Raw genomic sequence first — 24,627 nt, 5'->3', positions numbered from 1 at the left:
AAGCCTTACACCTAACCCGAAGGACGAGTATCAACTGTGTATAAATCAATTTCACTGTTACCAGATTCATCTTTACTCAAGCCCGAGTTCACGTTCGGTGTGGCAACAGCCTCATTCCAGATTGAAGGGGCACGCGATAAGCGCCTCGATTGCATCTGGGATACATTTTGCGAAAAGCCTGGCACCATTGCAGATAACAGCCATGGCGATGTAGCTTGTGATCATGTTGCACGCTGGCAACAAGATATCGAGATGATTGCAGATTTGGCTGTCGATGCTTACCGCTTATCTATTTCGTGGCCGAGAGTCATGCAGCAAGATGGCTCGGTTAACGAGCAAGGTATGGCATTTTACGCTCAGCTATTATCGGCGTTAAAAGCACGTAATATTAAGACCTACGTCACCTTATATCACTGGGATTTACCTCAATACCTTGAAGATAATGGCGGTTGGTTAAACCGCGATACGGCCTATAAATTCAAAGAATATACCGAGCTTGTTACTCAACATTTAGGCCATTTGGTTGATTCATTCGCCACCTTGAACGAACCATTTTGTAGTGCTTATTTAGGTTATGAGGTGGGTGTACATGCACCTGGCATAAAATCACAACAAGCTGGCCGACAAGCAGCGCACCACTTATTACTTGCCCACGGCCTTGCTATGCAAGTATTACGTAAAAACTGCCCTGACACAGAAGCGGGTATCGTATTAAACTTCAGTCCAACTTATCCTTTAACCGCCGATGATAAAAAAGCCGCTGAGCTTGCTGATCAATACCATAATCAATGGTATATCAAAGCGGTTTTAGAAGGTGCTTACCCATCGTTACTGGATGATTTAGCAGATGAAGTTAAACCAATTATAATTGCTGGCGATATGGCGATTATTAGTCAAGCTGTCGACTTTATTGGCGTTAACTATTATACCCGCATACACTACAAAAATACCGCTGATGGCTGGTTTGAAGAAGCAAACCTTACGGATGTTCGCGTCACCGATATGGGCTGGGAAGTTTACCCACAAGGTTTAACTGAGCTTTTGGTGTCACTTCATCAGCAATATGATTTACCAAAAATGTATATTACCGAAAATGGCGCAGCCATGGCCGATACGTTAGAAAATGGTGAAGTGAACGATATAGAACGAGTAGATTATTATCACACTCACTTAAATGCGGTATGTGATGCAATTCGCCAAGGCGTCGATATTCAAGGCTACTTTGCGTGGAGCTTAATGGACAACTTTGAATGGGCGTATGGCTACGAAAAGCGCTTTGGGTTAGTTTATATTGACTATCAAAGCCAACAACGCATTTTAAAAGAAAGCGCAAAACAATATCGCGCGCTGCTCAAACAGCGATAAAAATAACAACAATCGAGAACACACATGCTGACAAAAAGAGAAAAAATAGCCTACGGATTAGGCGATACAGCAAGTAATATCATCTTTCAAACGGTGATGTTATTTTTAACTTTTTTCTATACTGATATTTTTGGTATTTCACCCGCGATTGTTGGCACCTTGTTTTTGGTGGTGAGAATCGTTGACGCAATTACCGACCCATTAATGGGAGCTTTAACTGATTCAACCCGCACTAAGTGGGGAAGCTATCGCCCCTATTTGCTTTGGCTTGCTATACCATTTGGGGTGATCAGCATGATCACCTTCACCACACCAGACCTACCAGAGTCAGGCAAAGTCATTTACGCGTTTGTCACTTACACTTTGCTGATGCTAGTTTACACCGCGATTAATATTCCTTACTCAGCGTTAGGTGGGGTATTAAGTGGCGACCCGAAAGAGCGAGTATCAATTCAATCTTATCGATTTGTGTTTGGTATGCTGGGCGGCTTAATGGTCAGTGCCTGTACTTTACCTTTGGTAAACTGGCTAGGAAAAGGTGATAACGCTACGGGCTACCAACTCACGATGGCCCTGATGAGCGGCTTAGGTGTGATCTTATTCTTAATTTGTTTTCGCTTTACCAAAGAGCGCGTAGCGGCGCATAACAGCTCATCGTTGAGCTGGAAAACCCGCATGAACACGCTATGGCAAAATGGCCCATTTAAAGTGTTGTGCTTTGCTGCATTTATGCTGTTAACCAGTATGGTACTGCGCACTACCCTTGCCATTTACTATGTAAAATATGTACTTGGTGAAGCCGAGCTGGTCACCTACTTTGTTACCATCGGCATGATAGGTAATATTTTGGGCTGTGCCTGTGCAAACCCACTCAGCAAACGTGTTGATAAGAAAACCGCCTATATTCGTTTACAATATATCTCTGCTGCTATTAGTTGCGTGGCATTTTGGTTGCCGGGCGAACAGCTGATACTTGCCTTTGCGGTGTACTTTTTATGGTGTTTCTTCACGCAAATGGCAACCCCGCTACTGTGGGCAAAAATGGCCGACACCATAGATTACGGGCAATGGAAAACCGGTGAAAGGCTAACAGGCCTAGTCTACGCAAGCGTGGTCTTTTTTATTAAGCTTGGTCTTGCCCTTGGCGGTGCCATTGCAGGTTGGTTACTGGCATTTTATGGCTATGAAGCTAATACCGAACTCAGTGAACACACGCTTTCAGGTATCTTAATTTCGTTTACCCTTTACCCAGCAATAGGTAGTATGCTTGTCGCTTTCATAATGAAAAGGTATATTCTGGATAACCAAACGGTTGAGCAGATCAGTGCCGATTTATCGTCAAAGCAGCATCCATAATTTTGTTTAAAAAGGAATAACATGGCCACCATTTACGAGGTGTCGAAACTTGCAGGTGTTTCTCTTGCAACCGTTTCACGAGTAATGAACAACAATGCAAATGTCAGTGATGCAACACGTAAAAAAGTCACTGCCGCAATGGATGAACTTGGCTATCGACCTAACTCAATTGCTCAGTCATTGGCATCAAATTGCTCGAACAGTGTTGGCCTACTGGTCTCTGAATTACAGGGTCCGTTTTACGGGCCTATGATGAGCGGCATTGAAAATACCTTTCGTAACCAAGGCAAACACCTGATTATTGCTGCGGGTCACAGTGATGAAGAACGCGAAAAACAAGGGATTGAATTTTTAATTAGCCGTAACTGCGATGGCCTTATTTTGCATGTTGAAGCGGTCAGCGACGACTACCTTATAAAACTCAGTAAAGGTCGGACGCCGTTTGTTTTGATCAACCGCTATATCAGCGAACTCAGTGACCGCTGTATTTTGCTTAACAACATTAAAGGTGGCTATTTAGCGGCGAAGCATGTGTTAGAGCAAGGTCATAAAAATATTGCCTACATCAGCGGGCCGCTTTGGAAACAAGATGCCAAAGACCGTCTAGAAGGACATAAACAGGCCCTTGCTGAGTTTAATCTTGAGTTTGATGAAAACCTATTATTCCAAGGTGACTTCATGGAAGCGAGTGGTTACGAAGGTTTAAAAGCACTTCATCAACAAACGCATCCATTCACAGCGCTCATCTGTGCCAATGATGAAATGGCTGTAGGCGCCATGGCTAGCGCGCGGGATTTAGGGTTAACTTTACCTAAGCAATTGTCGATTATGGGTTACGATAACGTATTTTTCACCCGTCACGTTTACCCACAATTGAGCACCGTTAATTACCCAATAGATGAGATGGGTCGCATGGCAGCAGATTGGGTGTTAAATCATGTTTATCAAAAACAAACCCCACCACTACAAACGCTATTTGAACCAGAGCTGATAGTTAGACATTCAATTAGCCGCCAATCAGCTCAGATAACAAGCCAAGGTTAATCGGCTTTAATAACACTTGTTCAATCTCAAGTTGTTCAATTTTTTCTGGCTCTGGCTCTGCGCCACTAACAATGACTAGATTTAAGTCAGGGTGGCGCTGCTTTATCTCATGGGCTAAATCAAGCCCTTCACCATCCGGCAAATGCATATCGAGTAACACTTTAGCAAAGTTTTGATCGTCACTCAGGGTCGCAAGACATGCAGCACAACTTGGCGCTATAACAGTTTCAACACCTAAGCTTTCAAGCAATAACTGAGTGATTTGCGCCGCATCACTGTCGTCCTCAACCAATAAATAGCGTGTACTCTGTAATGTCACTTCAGGACTGTCGTCTTGCTCAACCACAGGTGCAGTATTGCCTTCGCAAATGTAATGATTGAGCACTTGGTAAAGCAGCCCAGAATCAACCGGTTTTGCAATCATATCGTTAAAACCAAGCGCGCTTAACTCAGTTTTCACCCCTTTCATGGTGGCGGCTGTAAGTGCAATAATCGGCCCTTGATAGCCCATTTTACGTAGCTCTATAGTGGCCTCTTTTCCGCCCATAACCGGCATATGCAAATCAATAAATACAATATCAAAAGGCTTACCCGCTTGCTCTGCATTAGCTACTTTTTCAATCGCTTGTTTACCGTGTTCTGCATACTCCACTTCTGCGCCAGTGCTGGTGATCATATGGCCAACGAGATTACGTAAATCTTTTAGGTCGTCAACCACTAATACTCGCCCTGTGGTTTTTAACGTTGCTAGTTTTTGCTGGCAATCGGGGTTTGAATCAAAGCGCAGCACTTGGCGTTCAATATCTCGAATATTGCCAGGGTAAATCGAAAGAGTAAATTCAGAGCCCACCCCTTGCGTTGATTCAAGTTCAATAGAACCTTGCATACGACTAAGTAACTCTGAACAAATAGCAAGGCCCAATCCTGCTCCACCGACATCTCGTGATTCTACATCGGCAATTTGTTCAAATGGTTTAAAAATCAGTGCTTGTTTTTCAGCTGGAATACCAAGGCCTGTGTCTTTAATACTAAAAAACAGCATTTCTCGTTCATTAACCCAAGCAGTCCAAGCTCGCACTGTGATCTCGCCTTGGTTGGTAAACTTGATTGCGTTGTTGATGATGTTAATGAGGATTTGGCGTAACCGTGTAGCGTCTGTGTTTATAACTAAAGGCAGAGCTTGCTGCGACTCAAACTTAAGAGTTAAGCCTTTATCAAGCGCAGAAACGCGCATTAAGGTATAGACGTCAGCCATTAGGCTATCTAAGTTAACATCACTGCAATTGAGCTCCAGTTTATCGGCAGCAATCTTTGATAGGTCGAGCACATCATTTAGCAAACTCAGTAAGTGTTTACCATTTCGGTAAATCACACCCAACTCATTTTGAGCATGCTGATTTTTATCACTTTGCATGAGTAACTCAGTGTAACCCAAGATAGAAGACAGAGGTGTACGTAACTCATGACTCAAATGGGCCAAAAAGCGGTCTTTAGATCGGTTTTCGGCTTCTGCTTTTAAGCGTTCAACACGCTCATCTTCAACATCTCGGCGAGCTAAAGCGTAGCGTATAGCACGGGCAAAGCGGCTAGAGTTCATCTCGCTTTTAACCAGATAATCAACCGCACCGGCATCGAGCGCTGCAGAATCGAGAGCTTCATCTGATTGCCCGGTAAGCATGATAATCGGGCCGCGAAAGCCATTTGCCACAGCCCGTTTTAGTACTTCGAGGCCATCGGATGCGCCTAAGCGATAATCTAACAAACAAATATCATGTTTGTTTTCGCTAAGCTCACTAATGGCCTCTTCAGGGCAACTTAACCACTCAACATCGAATGTATGGGAACCTAATTGGTCTAGGTAGTCGCAAGTAAGAATATAATCGTCTTCGTCATCTTCTACTAAGAGTAATCGGGTTACCTTGTCTAACATTCTTATTCCTTATTCCAATTAGCTTAATTAAGTATTTATGCGAATTGGACTTAGTCGTTCTGCGAGGGTGGTAGCTCTACAAACTCTACCCAGTATTTCCCTAGTGTTTGCATTAACTCAACTAATCCTTCAAAAGTAACCGGTTTAGTGATGTATGATGCAGCGCCCAAGTCGTAGCCTTTAACCATATCTTCTTCTTGTTTTGATGTGGTTAAAATCACTACTGGAATACCCTTTAAGTTAGGGTTGGCTTTGATGGCTTGTAATGCTTCTCGGCCATCCATACGCGGCATATTTAAATCGAGTAAAATCAAGCCCGGACGAGGCGAGTTTTCTTTTTCACTAAATTTGCCTTTACGCTCAAGGTATTCAAGCAACTCTACACCGTCTTCAACAAAAAACAGCTCGTTCAATACACGGCTTTCGGCCAATGCATCTTGGGTTAATAAACGATCATCTTCGTCGTCATCAGCCATTAAAATGGTAATTGGTTTAACTTTATTAAGTGGCATTACGCCTCTCCTTGTAATGTGAAAAGCGATGCTTCCACGGGTAGTTTAAGGGTGAAGCTTGCACCCTCACCAACGCGACTGCTTGCGGTTATTTCTCCGCCATGACGCTCAACAATACGACGACAAACCGATAAACCTATGCCTGTGCCTTTATATTGAGAACGACCATGCAGTCGCTGAAACGGAACAAATATTTTTTCAAGATACTCTTCAGAAAAGCCGATGCCGTTATCTGAAATGGTAATAACTTCCCACTCCACATCACTATTGTGAGCTTCGCTAAATTCTGACGTTCGCTGGTATATAATATCAATCACAGGCGCAACATTCTCACGTCTAAACTTCACCGCATTTGAAAGAATATTTAAGAACAATTGCAGCATTTGGCTTGGATCGGCTTGAATATGCGGTAAAGTATCAAGATTAACCGTAGTTTCAGATTCTTTTATCGCAATTTCAAGATCATCAAGAACTTCTGCAACAACTTCATTTAAATCAGTATCAGTAAAATCTTTACCACGGGTGGTTACGCGTGAGAACTCAAGCAGGTCATTGATTAAATTAGACATACGCTGAGCCGCATTTTTCATCCGGCTAATATAGTCGATGCCTTTTTCACCTAGTTCATCTTTGAACATCTTTTCAAGGCGGTCACTGAAGGCTTGGATCTTACGCAGTGGCTCTTGTAAATCATGACTTGCTACAAAAGCAAAGTCTTCAAGCTCTCTGTTTGAGCGGCTTAGCTCATCAGAATAGATAGTTAGCTCTTGCGTACGTTCTGCAACTTTTGCCGCTAGATTCTCGTTTTGATTTTCAAGCTCAGCTCTGTATTTAGCTTGGTTGCGTAAGTTGATACGTGTTAATACAAACATACCTATAATCAATAAGGTACTGGTCACAGCCGTAATAGCAAATGTAATCTTCGCTTCGTTTTTGATTTGCGAGAGCTTTGCAAACTGCTCTATCTTAAAGTTAAGCTCTCGCATTTGTATTTCATCAACTGCTGTACGAATATCTTTATATAGATCGCGACCTTGGTCTGTTAGTAACAAGCGGCGAGCCTTAACGTCTTTATTTGCAAGGGCCAGATCAGTTGTTTTAGTCATTACCGCCACTTTGTCGTTTACCAAATGTATTAAACGAGCAATGCGGTCTGCTTGCCCTTCAATTTCTGAGTGCAAACTTTTCACAAGCATGATCTGCGCCTGCATTGAAGCGATTGCATCATTGTAAGGGAGTAAATAATCTTCTCTGTCACTAAGTAAATAACCACGCTGACCTGACTCAGCTTGCACCACAGATAAGTGCAAACGCTCAATCGCGGTATTGAGCGAATTGGTGTTATCAAGACTACTTTGTGTTTCGGTGAGTGAGCGAATGCTATTAAGAGCTAAAAACGCATTAGCCACCACGATACAGAGCACCACAGCTATAAAGCCTGCCCAATTGACCGCTATCTTTCCTTTTTGTTTTTGCATTTGCTTCCTAATCTATGAGTGCTTAATCTGCAGCGTGAGTGTCACTTATTTCTTGTAAGTGCTCACTACACTGCTGACAATTAGCTATTATTTTATTTAATGCCTCTAATGCTTTTTGTTTTGGCATATCATTTTCTAATACGAGCTTAACTAACTCTGCATTCATTGAGATACGGTTCAGCGGCGCACGGGCATCGTGCACCATTTTTCGTAAAGACTCGTTATTATTCATAGCTATCCTTTTATTTGTATTCGCCAATGCCTCCATAAGCATTTAAACGGTTATAAAGTGTTTTCGTACTGATCCCCAGCATTTGTGCTGCAATCGTCTTGTTACCTTGTACTTTATCTAAAGTAGCGTGGATCAATTCTTTTTCAACTTCTTCAATGGTTTGCCCTGCAACAACTTGGTTTGCTTGGCTCTCTTTATTCACTTTAGAAAATGGCGACTCTAGCGATTCAGGTAAAGTAATAGCTGTGCCTTTAGGGTCACTCATAATAAAGGCGCGGTGAATAGCGTGGCGAAGCTCACGCACGTTACCTGGCCAATCATGGGCTTCAAGCTCTTTGATTTGCACCGCTTGCCATTTAAAGTCGGTGCCGTTTTCTTCATTAAGCTGCTCTAAAAAGGCATTGGCAAGCAGTGGAATATCTTCTTTGCGCTCACGAAGCGGTGGAATATCAATGGGGAATACCGCTAAACGAAAGTAAATGTCTTCACGGATAACATTGTTTTGCGCAAGGTCGGTCAAGGTGCGGTTTGTTGCAGAAATAACACGGCAATTAACTGCTTGCTCTTTGGTACCCCCCACTCGAGTTACTTTTTTGCTTTCAAGCACGCGCAGTAAATTTGGCTGCATATCAATTGGCATTTCAGTTACTTCATCTAAAAATAAAGTACCACCAGCAGCTTGCTCAAACACCCCCTCTTTACGCGCAATCGCGCCTGTAAATGCACCCTTTTCATGGCCAAAAAGCTCGCTACCAATCAGCTCTTTTGAAAATGCACCACAGTTAGTTGCCACTAAAGGGCCATCACACTCAGTGGCGTTGTGAATTGCCTGAGCAACCACTTCTTTACCAGCACCACTTTCACCCATCAACATTACATTGGCAGAAGTGGCCGCGACTCGTTCAATCATAGTGTAAAGCTTTTGCATCACCTCAGATTCACCTATTAGAGTGCCGAAGTGGCGTTTAATCGCTGGCGTTGCTTTTTTCTTAGGGGCTGCTTTTTTAGGGTTAAGTACACGCTCAATATCTTCACGTTGCAGTGGCTTAACTAGGTGGCCGACATTTGGCTCACACATTTCAGCCAACTTACCTTTTACTGAAGGGTGACCTGAAATTAACGTAACACGAGGCGATTGACCGATAGCTTTTAAGTGCTCTAGTAAATGAAGGCCGCTGCCATCTGGCAACATAAAATCTAAAAAGACATGATCAAACGTGTTGTTTTCAAACCATTGCTCAGCTTCAGCAAGGTTCGCTGCGGTATTTATATTGTGTCCTAGGAACTCAACTATATGACAAACTACATCGCTAAATTCACTGTCATCATCAACTAAAAGTACGTTCAACATATTAATTTCCTAAGCTTTTTCTACCATTCTACGCAAAGTTTTTTCGAAAATAAAACTAAACGTTAGATACCTAAATAGTTCTTAATTCCAGTTATATTACCTTATTAGTTTCAATTTGGGGTAAGCATAATGAATTAAATGCGAAAAAAAGGTTATTATGGCACGTTCAATATTAAGCTAAGCTGTACTTGCATTAATTTAAAGTTGTAATCCTATGAAGTTATTAAGAAAAGTAATTCACCCAAGTTTAAGTAATGACTATGGAACGGTGTTCATTCGTCACACTGCCCGCGCCATTGTTTTAAAAGGTGAACAAATACTACTTTTATACACCGCCCGTTATGATGACTACAGCCTACCTGGTGGTGGCGTTGATGAAGGCGAAAGCATTGAGCAAGGGCTTCTACGAGAGTTACATGAAGAAACAGGTGCACTACAAATTAAAATAAAGCAACCATTAGGATTATACGAAGAAGTTAGGCCTTGGTATAAAGACGACTTTGATTGTGTTCATATCAAATCCTATTGCTACTTCTGTGAAATTAGCGATGAATTTGCAGATCCTAAAATGGAGCATTACGAAGTGCAAAATGGCATGCACCCTAAGTGGGTGAATATTTTTGATGCCATCGCACACAACGAAACCACCATGGCAATGAGTGAAAAACAGGGGCTATCGATTCAGCGCGAGACCTTTTTATTAAAGCTCATTGCTGACATTCTTTAAGTTATTTTACATTACTTTACGCAACCATCAGATATTGTGGCAGTCTATATTTATAGTTAAAACCAATTATGAGAGTAAACCATGAGTAAAGTAGCCCCCCTTTCAAAGCCAACCATCCTTTTACATTGGACCGTTGCCATTTTGTTTATCGGCGTATTCGCGATGGGCATTTATGTTGCTGATTTTGCCGAGCCACCCGCTAAATTTACTTATATGGGTTGGCATAAATCAATGGGCTTAGTGGTATTAGTTTTTGCCATTGCAAGGCTTATTTGGCGTATTAAAGAAGGTGCATTACCCGCGACATCTGCAATGCCTAAATGGCAAACAGCGATTGCTCACCTCACTCATGGCTTATTATTACTTGCAACTCTAGCTATGCCGTTATCTGGTTTTATCATGAGCTATGCGGGTGGTCGTGCAATTAGCTTCTTTGAGTTTGAGCTATTGAGCGCACCAGAGAAAACACCTTGGCTTGCTGATGCAGGCAGCTTTGTGCATCACAGTTCAGTGCTTATTATCGTGGTGATTTTAGCCTTACACATTGCCGCAGCACTTAAACACCAGTTTGTTGACAAAGATGGCATGCTTAGTCGCATGCTAGGTAAGTCTTAAATCAAATTTAAGCGGGCTTAGGGTGAGCATAAAAACGCCATAAGCCCACTAAATTACTTATTAAAAATACCGTTTCCATTACCACTGCTAGTGGTGAAAAAACCAAAGTGTTATGGGCTATCCAACCAATCGTGCCAACAATCATCAGTATGCGTAAGGTAAAATCTTTGCCTTGGAATGAAGCATAAGTTTGCAGTAACGTTGCCGACAGCGCGATAAAGCTAACCCAGCTTTGCCAAGTAAATAGTACTGCGCTAATACTCAAAAGCATAAAAGCTATCATCACCCAGGTTTTGCGGGCAAAAATACAATAGCCATAACGTAGTGCTGCAATCAGCATTAAGCTCGCTGCACTGAAGTTATCGATCAGCATAAAGTGCACAGATGTCAGTAGAACCGAGCTAAACAAACAAGCTAAAATTGCCTGCCTTTGTTTAAACTGAAATGAAGCCAAATCGAGTAATGTGGCAATGGCAACTAAGCACTGAGATAAAATAAACATAACGACTCCTGAAAAACCAGCAGTGTAATGTTCACTATTTTGCTGCGCCTTAACTTAAGTTAAGACGCCGTCTAATTCGCGATAAAGAAATCGCAGAGATCCCTAAATACATAGCAACCTCGTTTAAACTCAGTTGTTCAAGCCAATGCGGCTTTTGTTCTAGTAAATATTGGTAACGCTGCTCAGGGGTATTGAGTAATAAAAACGCTTCTTTTGCTTCTTTAAACAATAATTGCTGACTAATTAACTGATGTTTTATTGCTTGCCAGTCGGCACTATCAAGTAAAGCCAAAGGCACCTTAATAAGCTCAGCATCACGTATTACTTTTAGCTGATAAAGCGCTGGGGTTTTAATTAACCAGTTACCATAAAGCAGTGCAAATTCATCTTGAAAGTAAAACTCTTTACACTTTTGCGTACCCTGCGAGGATGCATGAAATGCCCCAAGCACCCCAGATATAATTAAGTAACCTGCATCTTGTTCGTCGCCTTGCTGCAATAAAACATCACCTTTAGCGTACCGCTTTATAGCGCATTGCCCTGCAAGTTTGTTACGAAATTCACCGGCTAGCTGATGATAACTATCACCTAGTGGAAGTAACTGGGTATCAGTCAAGACTGCCAACCTTGCATTAGTAATTCAGTAATTTGCTGGGCGTTAACCCCTTCTCGAACCACAAAGCGCTCACCACACCAAAGCGGAGAAAAACCACTGTCGCCTTTAGTCTCTGCTTTTGCACGTAATGCCGTCATCGCAATCGATGCATATGGAAAGGGCGGCGCTTGCTCTGGCATCGCCCCTAACTCTTGCATCACTCTGTTGCGTATTCCTCGTGCTGGGCGACCAGAGAATAAGGTTGTCAATTCTGTTGAGTCTGGCTTAGCCGTTTTTAATACTTCACGATGTAAAGCACTTGTTGTCGCTTCTTCGCAAAGTAAATAAGCGCTCCCCACCTGCACAGCAGATACACCTAATGCTTGGTACTGAGCTACATCTTCAGCTGAGCAAATTCCACCTGCTGCAATAACCGGTATTTCAAGCTCTACACATTCTCGCACTAATTGCGCTGTGGTTGGTTGCAGCGATAAATCCATCGATAAAAAATGACCTCGGTGACCACCAGCTTCAATCCCTTGTGCAATAACCGCATCGGCACCATTTGCTTGTAACCAGCGCGCTTCGTCAAGCGTTGTGGCTGATGAAAGAACACCCCCGCCCCACGCTTTAATCTGAGAAACAATCTCTTTACTGGGCAGACCGAAGTGAAAACTCACAACAGCGGGCTTATAAGGCGCGATAATATCGATCACTTGTTGATTAACTGGCTGGCGTGAAGCGTTACGGGTAAATTGTGAGGCATCGACAGCAAACTCATCAAAATAAGGCTCAAGCACATTATGCCAAGCAGTTTGCTGAGCCAGTGTATAGTCAGGTGTTTGATGGCAAAAGAAATTAAGGTTGTACGGCTTATCAGTATGCTGACTAATGTAATCAAGCTCTGAGGCAAGCTGCTCAGCCGAGAGCATAGCGCAAGGCAACGAACCAAGCCCCCCAGCTTCACACACAGCCACTGTCAGTTTGGCGTTTTGCACACCCGCCATTGGCGCTTGAATAATCGCAAGCTCGGTATTTAACACAGAATTTGTCATTACGTATTCCTTGTAAGTTTTGCAGCCTGTTGCAGTTTTTACAGAAAAAAAGTGTCTAGCCAAGTTCAAATTAAATAAAATAGAATTAAATCAGATAGCTAGAGCAGCGAAAAATAGGTATTAGCCTTGCAAACCTTTTCCTACAATTTTGTAAGGAGATAATGATGACTGATACTGTTACTACAATCAATCCAGCCAATGAGCAAACCTTAAATACGTATAATTTATTATCATTGCAACAAGCACAGAGTGAAGTTGACCAATGTCATCAAGCTTTTTTAAAGTGGCGCACAACATCCCATGAACAGCGCGCTAAATTACTCAGTCAACTTGCACAAGTGATTGAGTCTAATCAACAAGAATTAGCGCAATTGATGACCGATGAAATGGGCAAGTTATATCAACAAGGTCTACAAGAAGTTGAATTATGCGCTGCAATTTGTCGCTATACCGCAGAACAAGGGCCAAAAGTGCTTGCTGATGAAAGCCGTGATATGCAAGACGGCCGTGCAATTATTAGCTACCAACCAATCGGTGTCGTTTTAGGTATCCAACCTTGGAACTTCCCGCTTTATCAAGTCATTCGCTACGCTTGCGCGAATATCATGGCGGGCAATACTACAGTGCTAAAACATGCTGGTAATGTATTTGGCATGGCTGAAAAAATTGAGCAGTTATTTACTCAAGCAGGCTTTGATGACTATTGCTTTAAAAACTTACTGATTGACGGAAAAACCGCAAGCAAACTGATTGAGCACTCAGCTATTCGAGGTGTGACATTTACTGGTAGCGACGAAACAGGCAAAAAAGTTGCTGAGCTTGCAGGTAAACAGGTTAAGAAAACGGTACTTGAGCTTGGCAGTAACGATGCCTATGTTGTACTTGATGATGCTGACTTAAATACGGCGATTACCGCATGTACACAAGGGCGTTTGATCAATAACGGGCAAACCTGTGTTGCCGCAAAACGCTTTATTGTGGTTGATGCTTTATACGATGATTTTAAAGCCTTAATTAAAGATCAATTTGAACAAGTTGTTCTTGGTGACCCGAATGATGAAAAAACCACGCTCGGTCCAATGGCCCGTAAAGATTTGCGCGATAAACTTCATCAGCAAGTGACTGATTCAGTCAATGCAGGTGCGAGCATTGTTACTGGCGGTAAAGTTGCTGAGCACACAGGCTTTTATTACACCCCGACTCTGCTTGAAAACATTAAACCGGGCATGCCCGCCTATGATGATGAATTATTTGGCCCTGTAGCATCGCTTATCAGGGCAAAAGATAATGATGAGGCAATGCAAATTGCTAATGACTCTCGCTATGGTCTTGGTGGCGGTATTTTCTCAAAAGACGAACAAGCAGCTATAGAGCTTGCAAAGCATCATTTTGATACCGGTATGGTGAATATTAATGGTTATGGCCTTGCGCAACCGAACTTACCATTTGGTGGTGTAAAAGACAGTGGCTATGGCCGTGAACACGGCGGCTTTGGGCTACGTGAATTTGTTAATATCAAAACCATTATGGTCAACGACTAACCACAAAAAAAGGGCTCATTAGAGCCCTTTCTTATATCTAATTGTCCGCCCTGAATAAGGTTATCACTTGTTAAACATTGGCACTTGCTGCTTAGACGCTGCTGGCATTTTTAACTCATCCACTGCTTTTTCTTTATCAATCTGCTCTTGTTGTTTTTGATTGTCAGAATCGGGGTTATAAACAAGTTCAGTAAGTAGTGCAAAATGATCTGAGCCATATTTTGCCAAACGCTCAATACGCTTAACGCTAAACTCATTACTATGAAAAAGGTGATCAAGCGGCCAGCGCATAAAGAAATAACTGGCATGAAACGTATTAAAAAAGCCGCGACCTTTGCGTGGGTCTAACAAACCACTAATACGCATAAACAAGCGGGTACTCCGCGACCAAGCAACATCATTTAGATCACCGGCAACAATACAAGGTCGCTGTCTGTTTTTAAGTGCTTTAGCTAAAATTATCAGCTCAGTATCACGCGGTCGTGAGCTGTCTTCTTCTGTGGGGCTCGGGGGAGCAGGATGAATAAAGTGCCCTTGTACTTCTACGCCATCTGCATCTTCAAACAAAATATGAATTGAGGGGATGTCGCTTTCTATAAGCTCACAAACTTGCTGTTGTTTAATTTTAAACTTGCTGTACAAGTGCATGCCATAACGATTATCTTTTGGGCAGTAGACACGATATGGGTACTCTTGTTCTAAACTGCTCAGTTTATTTTGCCAAGTTTGATCAGACTCTAACGTAATGAGGAAATCAGGTTGGTGCGTTTTGACTAAGCCAATTAGTTTGGCATATTCGGTGTTCGACATCAGTACATTTGCCGACATAATACGAATACTGTGCTTATCGCTTTTATTGCTTGAGGCAACTTCCTTATTAGCTAGTCTTGTGTAAGGATAAATCCAGCCAACTTGTAAAAGCAGCACGATGATACTCGCCAGAGCACAACCAATATAAAGCATTGATCCCGTACGACTGATTAAATAGCTTGCAGCAATTAAACTCGCACAAGCAAGGTAAACCACTTGCAAGCGTACAAAGTCACAACTGCGAATTAAATAATGTTGGGAATATGAAAATGGCAAGATTGAGACCACTAGCAGCATGGCCAATAGTGAACTCAATCCATAAGTCATGATCGATTCAAGCAAAATTAGCGACTCAAAATAGAAATAATTTCTCGGGTATCTTCCACTAAACGCACGACAGTATCGTCTACTTGAATTGAAATTAGACCATCTCTGTCTCGTGATTTAATCACTTTACCGCGGCGGTAAATATCACGGTCAAGAATATCGCCTTTGCGTAATTTCTTCTGCCAACCGGGTGGTAAATCACCACCATTATCAAGTTTCTTTTCAAGGCCAGGTGGCAGACTTTTACCTTTGTCCTTATCCTTGTCTTTTGCAAGTGCGCCAGCCGTCACTAGGCTTAAACCAATCACTGCAACTGTTAACAATGCTTTCATACGAGTGCTCCTTTTGTTAGTCCTAGTTAAGCGTAGCAAGTTTTTCTGAACTGGGTATGAAACAGCTAAAAAAAGCCGCTAAGCGGCTTTTGACAGGATTAACGATGGCGAGTAACGATTGATAAAATCTCTCGCGTATCGTGTACTAGATGAATAAGGCGGTCGTCGATTTCGATGGCAATAATACCGTTTCGGTCGCGACGTTTAATCACTCGCCCATGACGATATATATCACGATCAAGAATATCACCATGATGATAACGCTTATACCAACCTGGTGGTAAGCCACCACCATGTCCTACTTTTTTGTATAAACCAGGTGGTAAATCACGGTAGCTGTAACGGTCGTATCTATCGTAACGATCATATCTGTCATGATGGTGATGTTTATGGTGTTTTTTATGCTTTTTATGCTTTTTACGTTCGTGCTTATGTTCGTATCTATCATGGTCACGATCATGTTTCGCGTTTGCTTCCATAGGTATCAAACTCAAACCTAAAACGGCAACTGAGATAGTAAGTAATTTATTCATAATAGAGACCCTCAACGTTTGCTCTTGGTAAAAAGCCTAACGTTTTAGCCTGAATCATAGATGAAGGGTTACAATTTAAAAACGTAACTATTTACATATCAATACATTAGAAAGCTAATCTTTACATTTCTTTAAACTACTTTGGCACTATTTACGAAAAACCGAGTCTGAGTTACAGTTCCGTTTGGGGCGTCTGTCGTTATATTTGCAACATAAACAAACGCTTCCTCACTACATAATAAGGATAATTTATGAATGTACTAAAATGGTGTTTGGTCATTAGCATTACTGCACTAACGGGTTGTAGTGCCATGATGAGCCAATATGGCAATCAAAAAACGCAATCAAGTTCATTGGTTGAGTACCTTTACCCAGACCAGCAAGACAGAGCGGCACACCAAGCAACGATCCCAACTTTAAACTTACCTGCTACTGTTGGGATTGCCTTTATTCCTAACAAGTACAATGATGGCTTACACCACGGTGACGAAGTGGCACTGCTGAACAAAGTTAAAAAGCAGTTTATGCAATATGACTATATTGACCGCATTGAAGTGATCCCAAGTACTTATTTAAAAGGCGGCGAAGGATTTACCGCATTAGAGCAAGTATCACGATTATATGATGTGGATATTATGGCCCTTGTTTCGTACGACCAAGTGTCGCAAAGCTTAGAAAATAACGCCGCTTTTTTATATCTAACGATTGTTGGTTTATATGTGATTCCGGGCAATGAAAACTCAGTACAAACCTTTGTAGATACCGCCGTATTTGATGTAAAAAGCCGAAAAATGCTGTTTCGCGCTCCAGGTATACATAAAGCAGAGCAACGCAGCACAGCGATTGGCATCGATGAAGTCGCTAAAGAGCAATCGCTGGCAAGCTTTAATGGCGCTGTTGATGACATGATCACAAATCTAGATACTGAATTGGCGCAATTTAAAACCCGCGTTAAAGAAGAAAAAGTAGCTAATGTCACGCACAGAAACGGCAGTAGCGGCAGTAGCTTGTTCTGGTTAGTTGCAGCACTGGCTGGTTTTGCCGTACATCGCCGTAGCGCATAACAGACAAAGTTATTAATCGCGAAAGCTTTTACCCATCCTAAAAAGCAGTTACCCTTTGGTTTTTGTTGTACCTAACCAAAGGGTTTTCATGAAGTTGTCGATACTCTCAGTGCTTGTGAGCACCTCATTGTTTAACCATCAAGCTTTCGCTAATAATGAGCTAGAACATATTACAACGACCGCCTCGCGCAGCGAAGTGTTGGCAGATCCTTTGCCTGTTGTGGTCAGCAGTATTTCACAAAAGCAACTGGCGCTTATCGCTCCTACTCATATTGAACAAGCCCTTAAGCAAGTGGCCGGTGCTAATCTTCAACACGGTAATGGCCAGGAGTATTTACCCGCTTTACGTTCACCTGTACTTTCTGGCGCAGGTGCATGCGGAGGCTTACTTACTGCTGAAGATGGTATTCCACTTCGCGCAGCTGGTTTTTGCAACATCAATGAGTTATTCGAAGCCCACACTGAAATGGCTGAACGTATCGAAGTACTGAAAGGCCCGGGCTCTGCTCTTTACGGTTCAAACGCAGTCCATGGTGTAGTCAACGTGATCACGCCAGATACAACCTATGACCACAACCAACTTGGTTTTGATTACGGCTCGTTTGGCTACACTCGCTACAAACTTGGTACGGGCCGTGACTTTGGCCAGCAAGGTTTAGGCATTAATGCCACGATCACCCGAGATACGGGTTATCGTGATGACGAAAGTGTTGATCAAGAAAAGCTATCACTGCGTCACCGTTTTGATGGCGAAAAACTAAGTGTAAATACAGGCCTGACTTACACCCATTTAGATCAACAAACGGCTGGTTACATCGAAGGCTTTGAAAGCTATAAGGATGAGCAAATAGCTCAGTCTAATTTTGATCCTGATGCATTTCGTAAAGCTCGCTCTTTGCGTGTTTGGTCCAAGCTAAATTGGACACAAGATGAGGCTAACAGCTTTACCCTAACGCCTTATATCCGCGATCAAAACATGACCTTCTTTAAGCATTTTTTACCGGGTACTCCCCTTGAAGAAAATGCTCAGCAAGGTGTTGGCCTTCAATCAAGCTGGCAGCATAAGTTAACAGGCTCTAGCCTCTTAACAGTTGGCTTTGATGGTGAGCTTACGGATGCTGATTTTTTACAATATCAGTATAGCCCAACTCAAGGCTCAGCGTTTTTAGTTGCCACCGTGCCTCAAGGAAAACATTACGACTATCAAGTAACTAGCACCCTATTAGCACCATTTGTGAATCTTGATTGGCAACTTGATGAGTTACTCATCAGCCTTGGTGGTCGATACGAGCGTATGCGTTATGACTACGACAACCATATGTTGGCTGGTCGCACAAAAGAAGATGGTACAGCATGCGCAATGGGCGGATGCCGCTATTCTCGACCAGAAAGCGGCGAAAATCGCTTTACTAACTTTTCACCTAAGCTTGGTTTAAGCTATCAATATGCTGATAACCAGTTTATCTACGCCAATGCTTCAGAAGGTTATCGAGCACCGCAAGCGGCAGAGCTTTATCAGTTACAACGCGAACAAAATGTCGCAGATCTGAAATCTGAAACAGCTAAAAACCTCGAGCTAGGTTTAAAAGGTCAACAAGCACAACTGCATTATGTAGTTAGCATTTATGCAATGAATAAAAAGAACACGATTTTCCGCGACAGTGATTTTTATTACGTCAATGATGGCCAAACCCAGCATCGTGGTATTGAGCTTGAGTTAGCCTATGCCATTACGCCAAGCTTATCGATGCAGTTAGCCGCGAGCCACGCCAAGCATACATACAGTTATGACCAATTACTCAGCGGGGTTAATATCAATGGTAATCTCATTGATACTGCACCGCGTAACATCGCTAACTTACAACTACTTTGGCAAGCAAACGACATCACGCGTGTTGGGCTTGAGCTACATACCACCAGCAGCTACTTTACTGATCCTGAAAACCAGCATAGCTACGAAGGTCACTCATTAGTAAACTTAAGAGCGGCGTGGCAGCTATCAGCTAACTTTACTGTGACTGCACGTATAAACAATTTAACCGACGAACGTTATGCAGAGCGCGCTGACTACACAACATTTAGTGGCGATCGCTACTTTCCGGGTAGACCGCGCAACGCCATGTTATCAGCAAGTTATCAGTTTTAAATAACCGCATTATTTGGTGAGCTATCTCATAGTTCACCCACGCTGTTTAGTGTTTTGGTATGATAAATGTACCTATTACTATAGTTCCTAAACAGCGTGTCATCTTCTCAAAATCTAATTCGTAACCTTCTTTTAGTGCTGGGCATTTTTCTTATTGCAGCCAGTTTGCGAGCCCCTATCACTGGTATTGCTCCAGTACTTGAACAGATCATTGATCAATTTAAGTTAAATGCATCACAAGCAGGCATGTTGACGACTTTACCTTTAATTGCATTTGCTATTGCTTCACCTATGGCAGCAAGCCTTGCTAAAAAATGTGGCCTTGAAGTATCACTTTTCATTGCCCTTGTATTAATAGGCATAGGGGTTGTCTCTCGTGTTATTGATTCTGCCACCGTATTATTTATTGGCACTGCAGTGATTGGTGTCGGTATCGCGATTGGTAATGTGTTATTGCCAAGCCTGATAAAACGAGACTTTCCACACAAAGTGGCAGTAATGACGTCTAGTTATGTTTTGGCAATGGGCATATTTGGTGGCAGCTATTCAGCACTCATCATTCCGCTGGCTGAGTATAAAGACCTTGGTTGGCAATTGGCGCTTGCCAGTTATGCCTTATTGGTTGTGCTGGCTATTGTGGTGTGGTTACCACAACTTAAGCAACATACCATGCCAAAACAGGCACATGTGTCGAACAATACACAAAGCAAAATTTGGCACTCTGCACTTGCTTGGCAAATCACCTTATTGCTCGGCTTTAACTCGTTTTTCACTTATATCATGCTAGGTTGGCTACCCAGCATTTTAATAGAAGGCGGCCACAGTGCGCAGCACGCGGGTGCTTTGCAAGGCGCCTTTCAAGTAGCCTCAGCGCTACCAGGTATTGTGCTTATTCCACTACTTGCCAAATTAAAAGATCAACGCATCTTAACCCTAAGCTTGGCATTACTTGGCGCGCTTTGTTCTGTTGGATTATTAGTTGCGCCTAGCTTTGCGATGCTTTGGTCAGTCACCTTAGGTTTTTGCTCAGGTGCCTGTTTTATATTGGGCTTATCATTTGTAAGCCTGCGCACTCATGACTCAATGCAAGCTGCAGCGTTATCGGGTATGGCACAATGTATCGGGTATTTATTGGCTGCAACAGGCCCTATTATTGCGGGCGCCTTACATAGTTATTTTAATAACTGGGCAGGAGCACTTTGGCTGTGTATTGCATCTAGCCTGTTGTGTGCTTTATTTGGTTACTTAAGCGGCCGAAATATCACTATCGACCAACAAGAGAAATAAAACCGCAGCTACTTAGGTGCGGTTTCAAAGGCACTCATATTACTTAGGTTATCTAGCCAAGGTTTATATGAGCGATACCAAATATGCGCTTTTGGAATAAGCTCATCAGCTTGCTCTACGGCGCCAATACGTAAGCCATAAATACGCTCGCCAGCTCCTACAGAAGTCGCGTACAAGGCTGTACCACAGTTACCACAAAACCCTTGCGCACGCTGATTACCACTCTCGGCAATTTTTATATATTCTTTTGGCTCAGCACCTGTAAAAGTAACCCCATCAGGCACAGACACAACAACAGTACGAAATGGCGCACCCGAGATAATTTGACAGTCAGTGCAGTGACAGTTAATCACTTTATTTTCATCCACTTCTGCGTGATAAGTTACCTCACCACAATGACAACGACCAGTGACCTTCATATTAAACTCCTTGTTGAGATGATTGCCCTTTTACAGGGTAATGATTAGCCTGTTTTAAGCTTTGTAAGTCATTAAAACGTACCCCGTGCTGGGCCATAATAGGACGTATTTTTTTGCTGATCAATTGTCTAATGTAAAAGGGCTGATTCGGCACAAAATGATGGATTGTATGGGTTCGGCCAAAATCAAAACAAAATAGCTGAAACGGTAAAAACCAGCGGCTGGTGATCACATGCGTTTGCTCAAGCAAGTTATTTACACCGCCATAATAATGCATTGAAGATGTCACTAAGTTAAGAGAACTAGAACGAATAATATTAGGCACGATAAGTACCACCATTAAAAACTCTGCCATCGCCAATAACTCAGCTCCCCAATCTGGCAATGTAAATGGCTGCAAAAACTGCACAGCGTAATAAGCAATTACCCCATAAAGAATCGCAAAATATGCGGTTGCAATCGGAAAGCCCGCACTAAATACCCGTAAAAACTTAAAACCGCTAATTTCTTTACTAAATCGCTTGGTATTAACTAGCAAACCTAGCAAGCCATCAGTGATGACCAAGGCTCTCAAAAATGGCGATTTAATGCCATTGCCCACCAAACGCTCTTCTAAGTCTTGCGACGTGCCAGATACTTTATGGTGATGTAAATGAATCTTTCTGCGATACCAAGGATTAACCGTATTTGGCCGCATAAGCCACACGGTTAACATCATAAAGTTATGTATAAAAGGACGATTACTAAAGTACTGCTTGTGGATAAGGTCATGCTCAAGCTCATGCGATACCGAGGTAATAAAGGCAACCAGAATGATACACAGCCACGAGGGAATAACCGCTAAGTAATAAAGTGTTGCAACACCGATTAGTGAGCACAACGACACCAGCAGAATAAACATCGCAAGTGTATTTTGCTGGTTGAGTATAGGGAAACGCGCTCTAAGCGACTGCTCTTCGGCCTTAATGGCTGTAACAATCGCCTTTATGTTTTGCTTTGCGGTTAATTCTGACATCACAAGCTTTGCTAACTGTTTGATGTCAAAATCATACAGTAATTACCTACTGCTCTCGAGAAAATTGCGTTAAAAATGGAATTACATCATTTGCTGGCAATGGTTTAGAAAAGTAATAGCCTTGTATATAGTCACAACCGGCTTCGGTTAGCACAGCCAATTGCTCGCGCTCTTCAACCCCTTCAGCAACGACTTTAATACCCAAAACACGACTCATTTGGATAATCGATTTAACCAGCGCTTCGTCGCCTAAATCAACATGTACTTCATCAATAAATGACTTATCAAGTTTAAGTACATCAACCGGAAAACGACGCAAGTAGCTAAGAGACGAATAACCCGTACCAAAATCATCTAGCGAAATTAAACACCCAGCTTGCTTCAACTGCGTAAGCACGTCTAGGTGGTTGGTATTTTCTGGCGCTAAAACACTCTCGGTTAATTCAAATGAAATTTGCGATGGCTTAACCCCTTGGCTTTTAATGGTTTCAAGCCATGCATTACGCTCTGGATTAAACTCAGTAAACTCAAATAAAGAACGGTTTACGTTAAAAACAAAGTTTTCATATCCTTGTGCTTCTAACGCTTTTATTTGCTGACAGGTTTTAATCAACACAAGCTCACCGAGAGGAATAATCACCCGCGACTCTTCTGCAAGCGGAATAAACTCGGCAGGTGATACCCATTGTCCTTGGTTGTTCCAACGCACTAAACTTTCGAATTTAGCGACCGTGTTATTTTCAATATCAATAATAGGTTGAAAATACACTTCAATATCGTTGTTCTTCACGGCTTGTGTAAGCTGCTCAACCAGTAAGTTGTGCTTTTTAACCTTGTTATCCATCTCTTTGCAGAAAAACAGATATTCATCGCCTGTTTGTTTTGCATTTAAGGTGGCAAGCTCAGCTTGGCGAACTAAGCGACGGGCTATTTTTTCGATTTTTTCTTGTGAAGTCGCCGTTCCAGCTTGCTCAAATTGACTAATGCCCAGCGTAACTGAAACCTGCTGACTAATGCCGCCAATAGATACAGGCTCAACAAGTAACGCGGTAATTTGCTTGCAAACATGCTCAAGTTCACTGACATGCTGATAAGTTTGTAAGATAGCAAAACTATCACCATCGATACGCGAAAAAGCAGATTCTTTGAAGCTACCGTCGAGGCGTTCTGCAAGCTCACATAAAACCTTATCACCAAAGGTTAAGCCATAAACGGTATTGATATCTTGAAACTTATCAACATCAAAGTAGATCACGGCTAGGTTAGTATTTGCATCGTCTTGGTACGACAAAGACGATATTAGCTTGCACAAATACTCTTTAAAGTAAAAACGGTTAGTTAAGCCGGTAAGTTGGTCGTGGTTTGCGTGAAAATAAATTTTCTCCTCGGCTTCTTTTTTCTCGGTGATATCCAAAATAAACGCCACATAGCAATCTTCACCATTATTTTGCATTTTGGTTATCGATAAAAACTGCGTGTACAACTTACCTTGTTTGGTTTTATTGGTGATTTCACCAGACCACTTTCCCTCAGTATTAATTTGGTGCCACATTGCTTTATAAAAATGCGGGTCATACTTGTTTGAGCTTAAAATTTTTGGATTTTGCCCTAAGACTTCATCCAACGAATAACCCGTCATTTTAGTAAATGCGGTATTCGCGTAGGTAATATGTACATTGTGGTCGCAAATAAAAATCGCTTCGTGACTTTGCTCAATCAGTTGGTTTGAGAAATCTAATTTAGCAATAAAACGGTCTTTTTCGATTTCACGCTGGATAAGGCCAGTAAAGAGCGAAAAGAACGATTCAATCTGTAGTGCATCGCCTATTTCATGCTGAAATAGCGCGACAAGGATAGTATCGGTTTTGCCCGAAATACTTTGTAGTGGAACACCCACATAGGCTTCGATGCCCATATCGACAAGTAGCTGATCATGTGGGAATAGCTGCTGAACACCCGAGCTGTAACTTGAAATACAGCCACAACTAACATCATTACATGGCGTACTACGAATATCGTAGCTGATATTTTCAATGATTTCGTCATGCGCAGCCAAAGCGATGGTCGTCGCATGTTGAGTTAACTCATCAACTTGAGCTAAAAAAACATGAGAAGCACCAAGCACTTCTGATAAAGACAGGCATATTGCATTATAAAAGTTCTCACTTTTAAGATTTGAAATACTTTCAACAATACGCTTTAAGTCGTATGTACCCACGCTAAGCTACCTTACCCGATAATGTGCACTAAGTGATTGACTTCACTTATTCTTAAGGCCACAAATTGTATTATAAGATGTATTCAAACACCATCGTACTCCAGTCTTAAACGGTTAATTTTCAAACAAATAAGCACACATTTTTCGTGGTTATTTGTAGATTAAGCATAGTT

Annotated in this window: 23 protein-coding genes; 9 read left to right on the top strand and 14 right to left on the bottom strand. The window is 42.2% G+C overall.

What is annotated here, in order from left to right; genetic code table 11:
- Nucleotides 1–36 precede the first annotated feature (36 nt).
- Genes AN213_RS05100 through AN213_RS05090 form a run of 3 tightly spaced genes read left to right on the top strand, consistent with a single transcriptional unit; the run spans nt 37 to nt 3,765 of the window.
- Entirely contained in the window at nt 37–1,365 is a 1,329-nt protein-coding gene (locus tag AN213_RS05100; protein WP_055197721.1) for a GH1 family beta-glucosidase, read from the top strand.
- Between the two features lie 24 nt (nt 1,366–1,389).
- Nucleotides 1,390–2,721, top strand: a complete 1,332-nt coding sequence (locus tag AN213_RS05095; RefSeq protein ID WP_055197719.1) for a glycoside-pentoside-hexuronide (GPH):cation symporter — start codon at nt 1,390–1,392, stop codon at nt 2,719–2,721.
- A 21-nt stretch (nt 2,722–2,742) separates the two neighbouring features.
- On the top strand, nt 2,743–3,765 hold the full coding sequence (locus tag AN213_RS05090; RefSeq protein WP_054562691.1) for a LacI family DNA-binding transcriptional regulator: 1,023 nt from the start codon (nt 2,743–2,745) through the stop codon (nt 3,763–3,765).
- On the opposite strand, the gene AN213_RS05085 is transcribed toward AN213_RS05090, so the two are convergent.
- From AN213_RS05085 to AN213_RS05065, 5 genes are read right to left on the bottom strand one after another with little or no spacing between them, the layout of a single operon-like run.
- Nucleotides 3,728–5,695 carry a response regulator gene (locus AN213_RS05085; RefSeq protein WP_055197718.1) on the bottom strand — a complete coding sequence of 656 codons (1,968 nt, stop codon included), beginning with the start codon at nt 5,693–5,695 and terminating at the stop codon, nt 3,728–3,730. The genes AN213_RS05090 and AN213_RS05085 overlap by 38 nt on opposite strands.
- Before the next feature lie 50 nt (nt 5,696–5,745).
- Complete coding sequence (locus AN213_RS05080) at nt 5,746–6,207, bottom strand: response regulator (protein ID WP_054562693.1); 462 nt, start codon at nt 6,205–6,207, stop codon at nt 5,746–5,748.
- Nucleotides 6,207–7,685: an ATP-binding protein gene (locus AN213_RS05075; protein ID WP_054562694.1), complete on the bottom strand. Its 1,479-nt coding sequence runs from the start codon at nt 7,683–7,685 to the stop codon at nt 6,207–6,209. Before AN213_RS05075 ends, AN213_RS05080 begins: the two co-directional genes overlap by 1 nt.
- 22 nt (nt 7,686–7,707) lie before the next feature.
- Entirely contained in the window at nt 7,708–7,917 is a 210-nt protein-coding gene (locus AN213_RS05070) for a histidine kinase (protein WP_054562695.1), read from the bottom strand.
- A 10-nt stretch (nt 7,918–7,927) separates the two neighbouring features.
- A complete protein-coding gene (locus AN213_RS05065) occupies nt 7,928–9,268 on the bottom strand; it encodes a sigma-54 dependent transcriptional regulator (protein WP_055197715.1) in 1,341 nt (446 codons plus the stop codon).
- Between the two features lie 214 nt (nt 9,269–9,482).
- Here AN213_RS05065 and AN213_RS05060 point away from each other — a divergent pair, with 214 nt between their 5' ends.
- The gene (locus AN213_RS05060; RefSeq protein ID WP_055197713.1) at nt 9,483–9,995 is read left to right on the top strand and encodes an NUDIX hydrolase; all 513 of its coding nucleotides are present in this window, start codon (nt 9,483–9,485) and stop codon (nt 9,993–9,995) included.
- Nucleotides 9,996–10,076: 81 nt separating this feature from the next.
- Nucleotides 10,077–10,610, top strand: a complete 534-nt coding sequence (locus AN213_RS05055; protein WP_054562698.1) for a cytochrome b — start codon at nt 10,077–10,079, stop codon at nt 10,608–10,610.
- A gap of 7 nt (nt 10,611–10,617) precedes the next feature.
- Here AN213_RS05055 and AN213_RS05050 read toward each other — a convergent pair whose 3' ends face one another.
- The 3 genes from AN213_RS05050 to AN213_RS05040 are packed head-to-tail and all read right to left on the bottom strand — an operon-like array spanning nt 10,618 to nt 12,762.
- The gene (locus tag AN213_RS05050; RefSeq protein WP_055197711.1) at nt 10,618–11,112 is read right to left on the bottom strand and encodes a YgjV family protein; all 495 of its coding nucleotides are present in this window, start codon (nt 11,110–11,112) and stop codon (nt 10,618–10,620) included.
- 49 nt (nt 11,113–11,161) lie between these two features.
- The gene (locus AN213_RS05045; protein WP_054562700.1) at nt 11,162–11,728 is read right to left on the bottom strand and encodes a Crp/Fnr family transcriptional regulator; all 567 of its coding nucleotides are present in this window, start codon (nt 11,726–11,728) and stop codon (nt 11,162–11,164) included.
- The gene (locus AN213_RS05040) at nt 11,725–12,762 is read right to left on the bottom strand and encodes a nitronate monooxygenase family protein (protein WP_055197709.1); all 1,038 of its coding nucleotides are present in this window, start codon (nt 12,760–12,762) and stop codon (nt 11,725–11,727) included. Before AN213_RS05040 ends, AN213_RS05045 begins: the two co-directional genes overlap by 4 nt.
- 164 nt (nt 12,763–12,926) lie before the next feature.
- On the opposite strand from AN213_RS05040, the gene AN213_RS05035 reads away from it, so the two are divergent.
- Nucleotides 12,927–14,303, top strand: a complete 1,377-nt coding sequence (locus tag AN213_RS05035; protein WP_055197707.1) for an NAD-dependent succinate-semialdehyde dehydrogenase — start codon at nt 12,927–12,929, stop codon at nt 14,301–14,303.
- 63 nt (nt 14,304–14,366) lie between these two features.
- Here the strand turns inward: AN213_RS05035 and AN213_RS05030 are convergent, their stop codons facing one another.
- The 3 genes from AN213_RS05030 to AN213_RS05020 all read right to left on the bottom strand — a co-directional run bounded on the left by AN213_RS05030 (nt 14,367) and on the right by AN213_RS05020 (nt 16,305).
- Nucleotides 14,367–15,440 carry an endonuclease/exonuclease/phosphatase family protein gene (locus tag AN213_RS05030; protein WP_095209708.1) on the bottom strand — a complete coding sequence of 358 codons (1,074 nt, stop codon included), beginning with the start codon at nt 15,438–15,440 and terminating at the stop codon, nt 14,367–14,369.
- 17 nt (nt 15,441–15,457) lie between these two features.
- Nucleotides 15,458–15,772, bottom strand: coding sequence for a hypothetical protein (locus AN213_RS05025; protein WP_054562704.1), 315 nt, complete (start codon nt 15,770–15,772; stop codon nt 15,458–15,460).
- Nucleotides 15,773–15,870: 98 nt separating this feature from the next.
- A complete protein-coding gene (locus AN213_RS05020; protein WP_055197704.1) occupies nt 15,871–16,305 on the bottom strand; it encodes a hypothetical protein in 435 nt (144 codons plus the stop codon).
- A gap of 251 nt (nt 16,306–16,556) precedes the next feature.
- Between AN213_RS05020 and rhlP the strand changes: the two genes are divergently transcribed.
- From rhlP to AN213_RS05005, 3 genes are all read left to right on the top strand, one after another.
- Nucleotides 16,557–17,369 (top strand): rhombotarget lipoprotein, encoded by an 813-nt coding sequence (gene rhlP, locus AN213_RS05015; protein ID WP_054562706.1) that lies wholly within the window; start codon nt 16,557–16,559, stop codon nt 17,367–17,369.
- Nucleotides 17,370–17,457: 88 nt separating this feature from the next.
- Nucleotides 17,458–19,515: a TonB-dependent receptor gene (locus tag AN213_RS05010; protein ID WP_055197702.1), complete on the top strand. Its 2,058-nt coding sequence runs from the start codon at nt 17,458–17,460 to the stop codon at nt 19,513–19,515.
- A 96-nt stretch (nt 19,516–19,611) separates the two neighbouring features.
- The gene (locus AN213_RS05005; RefSeq protein ID WP_055197700.1) at nt 19,612–20,802 is read left to right on the top strand and encodes an MFS transporter; all 1,191 of its coding nucleotides are present in this window, start codon (nt 19,612–19,614) and stop codon (nt 20,800–20,802) included.
- A gap of 8 nt (nt 20,803–20,810) precedes the next feature.
- Here AN213_RS05005 and AN213_RS05000 read toward each other — a convergent pair whose 3' ends face one another.
- From AN213_RS05000 to AN213_RS04990, 3 genes are read right to left on the bottom strand one after another with little or no spacing between them, the layout of a single operon-like run.
- A complete protein-coding gene (locus AN213_RS05000) occupies nt 20,811–21,221 on the bottom strand; it encodes a GFA family protein (protein ID WP_055021203.1) in 411 nt (136 codons plus the stop codon).
- 1 nt (nt 21,222) lies between these two features.
- The gene (locus AN213_RS04995; protein ID WP_055197698.1) at nt 21,223–22,236 is read right to left on the bottom strand and encodes a fatty acid desaturase; all 1,014 of its coding nucleotides are present in this window, start codon (nt 22,234–22,236) and stop codon (nt 21,223–21,225) included.
- 46 nt (nt 22,237–22,282) lie between these two features.
- On the bottom strand, nt 22,283–24,454 hold the full coding sequence (locus AN213_RS04990) for a bifunctional diguanylate cyclase/phosphodiesterase (RefSeq protein ID WP_055197696.1): 2,172 nt from the start codon (nt 24,452–24,454) through the stop codon (nt 22,283–22,285).
- Between the last annotated feature and the right edge of the window lie 173 nt (nt 24,455–24,627).

This window comes from Pseudoalteromonas sp. P1-8 (genome assembly GCF_001399985.1).
In the GTDB taxonomy this organism is placed as follows: Bacteria; Pseudomonadota; Gammaproteobacteria; order Enterobacterales; family Alteromonadaceae; genus Pseudoalteromonas.
This window is presented reverse-complemented; position numbering and strand designations above follow the sequence as displayed.

Excerpts from the sequence above, each read along its gene's own strand:
- AN213_RS05095 (WP_055197719.1), top strand. The coding sequence starts at position 1,390 with ATGCTGACAAAAAGAGAAAAAATAGCCTACGGATTAGGCGATACAGCA.
- AN213_RS05090 (WP_054562691.1), top strand. The coding sequence starts at position 2,743 with ATGGCCACCATTTACGAGGTGTCGAAACTTGCAGGTGTTTCTCTTGCA.
- AN213_RS05085 (WP_055197718.1), bottom strand. The coding sequence starts at position 5,695 with ATGTTAGACAAGGTAACCCGATTACTCTTAGTAGAAGATGACGAAGAC.
- AN213_RS05080 (WP_054562693.1), bottom strand. The coding sequence starts at position 6,207 with ATGCCACTTAATAAAGTTAAACCAATTACCATTTTAATGGCTGATGAC.
- AN213_RS05075 (WP_054562694.1), bottom strand. The coding sequence starts at position 7,685 with ATGCAAAAACAAAAAGGAAAGATAGCGGTCAATTGGGCAGGCTTTATA.
- AN213_RS05070 (WP_054562695.1), bottom strand. The coding sequence starts at position 7,917 with ATGAATAATAACGAGTCTTTACGAAAAATGGTGCACGATGCCCGTGCG.
- AN213_RS05065 (WP_055197715.1), bottom strand. The coding sequence starts at position 9,268 with ATGTTGAACGTACTTTTAGTTGATGATGACAGTGAATTTAGCGATGTA.
- AN213_RS05060 (WP_055197713.1), top strand. The coding sequence starts at position 9,483 with ATGAAGTTATTAAGAAAAGTAATTCACCCAAGTTTAAGTAATGACTAT.
- AN213_RS05055 (WP_054562698.1), top strand. The coding sequence starts at position 10,077 with ATGAGTAAAGTAGCCCCCCTTTCAAAGCCAACCATCCTTTTACATTGG.
- AN213_RS05050 (WP_055197711.1), bottom strand. The coding sequence starts at position 11,112 with ATGTTTATTTTATCTCAGTGCTTAGTTGCCATTGCCACATTACTCGAT.
- AN213_RS05040 (WP_055197709.1), bottom strand. The coding sequence starts at position 12,762 with ATGACAAATTCTGTGTTAAATACCGAGCTTGCGATTATTCAAGCGCCA.
- AN213_RS05035 (WP_055197707.1), top strand. The coding sequence starts at position 12,927 with ATGACTGATACTGTTACTACAATCAATCCAGCCAATGAGCAAACCTTA.
- AN213_RS05030 (WP_095209708.1), bottom strand. The coding sequence starts at position 15,440 with ATGACTTATGGATTGAGTTCACTATTGGCCATGCTGCTAGTGGTCTCA.
- AN213_RS05025 (WP_054562704.1), bottom strand. The coding sequence starts at position 15,772 with ATGAAAGCATTGTTAACAGTTGCAGTGATTGGTTTAAGCCTAGTGACG.
- AN213_RS05020 (WP_055197704.1), bottom strand. The coding sequence starts at position 16,305 with ATGAATAAATTACTTACTATCTCAGTTGCCGTTTTAGGTTTGAGTTTG.
- rhlP (WP_054562706.1), top strand. The coding sequence starts at position 16,557 with ATGAATGTACTAAAATGGTGTTTGGTCATTAGCATTACTGCACTAACG.
- AN213_RS05010 (WP_055197702.1), top strand. The coding sequence starts at position 17,458 with ATGAAGTTGTCGATACTCTCAGTGCTTGTGAGCACCTCATTGTTTAAC.
- AN213_RS05000 (WP_055021203.1), bottom strand. The coding sequence starts at position 21,221 with ATGAAGGTCACTGGTCGTTGTCATTGTGGTGAGGTAACTTATCACGCA.
- AN213_RS04995 (WP_055197698.1), bottom strand. The coding sequence starts at position 22,236 with ATGTCAGAATTAACCGCAAAGCAAAACATAAAGGCGATTGTTACAGCC.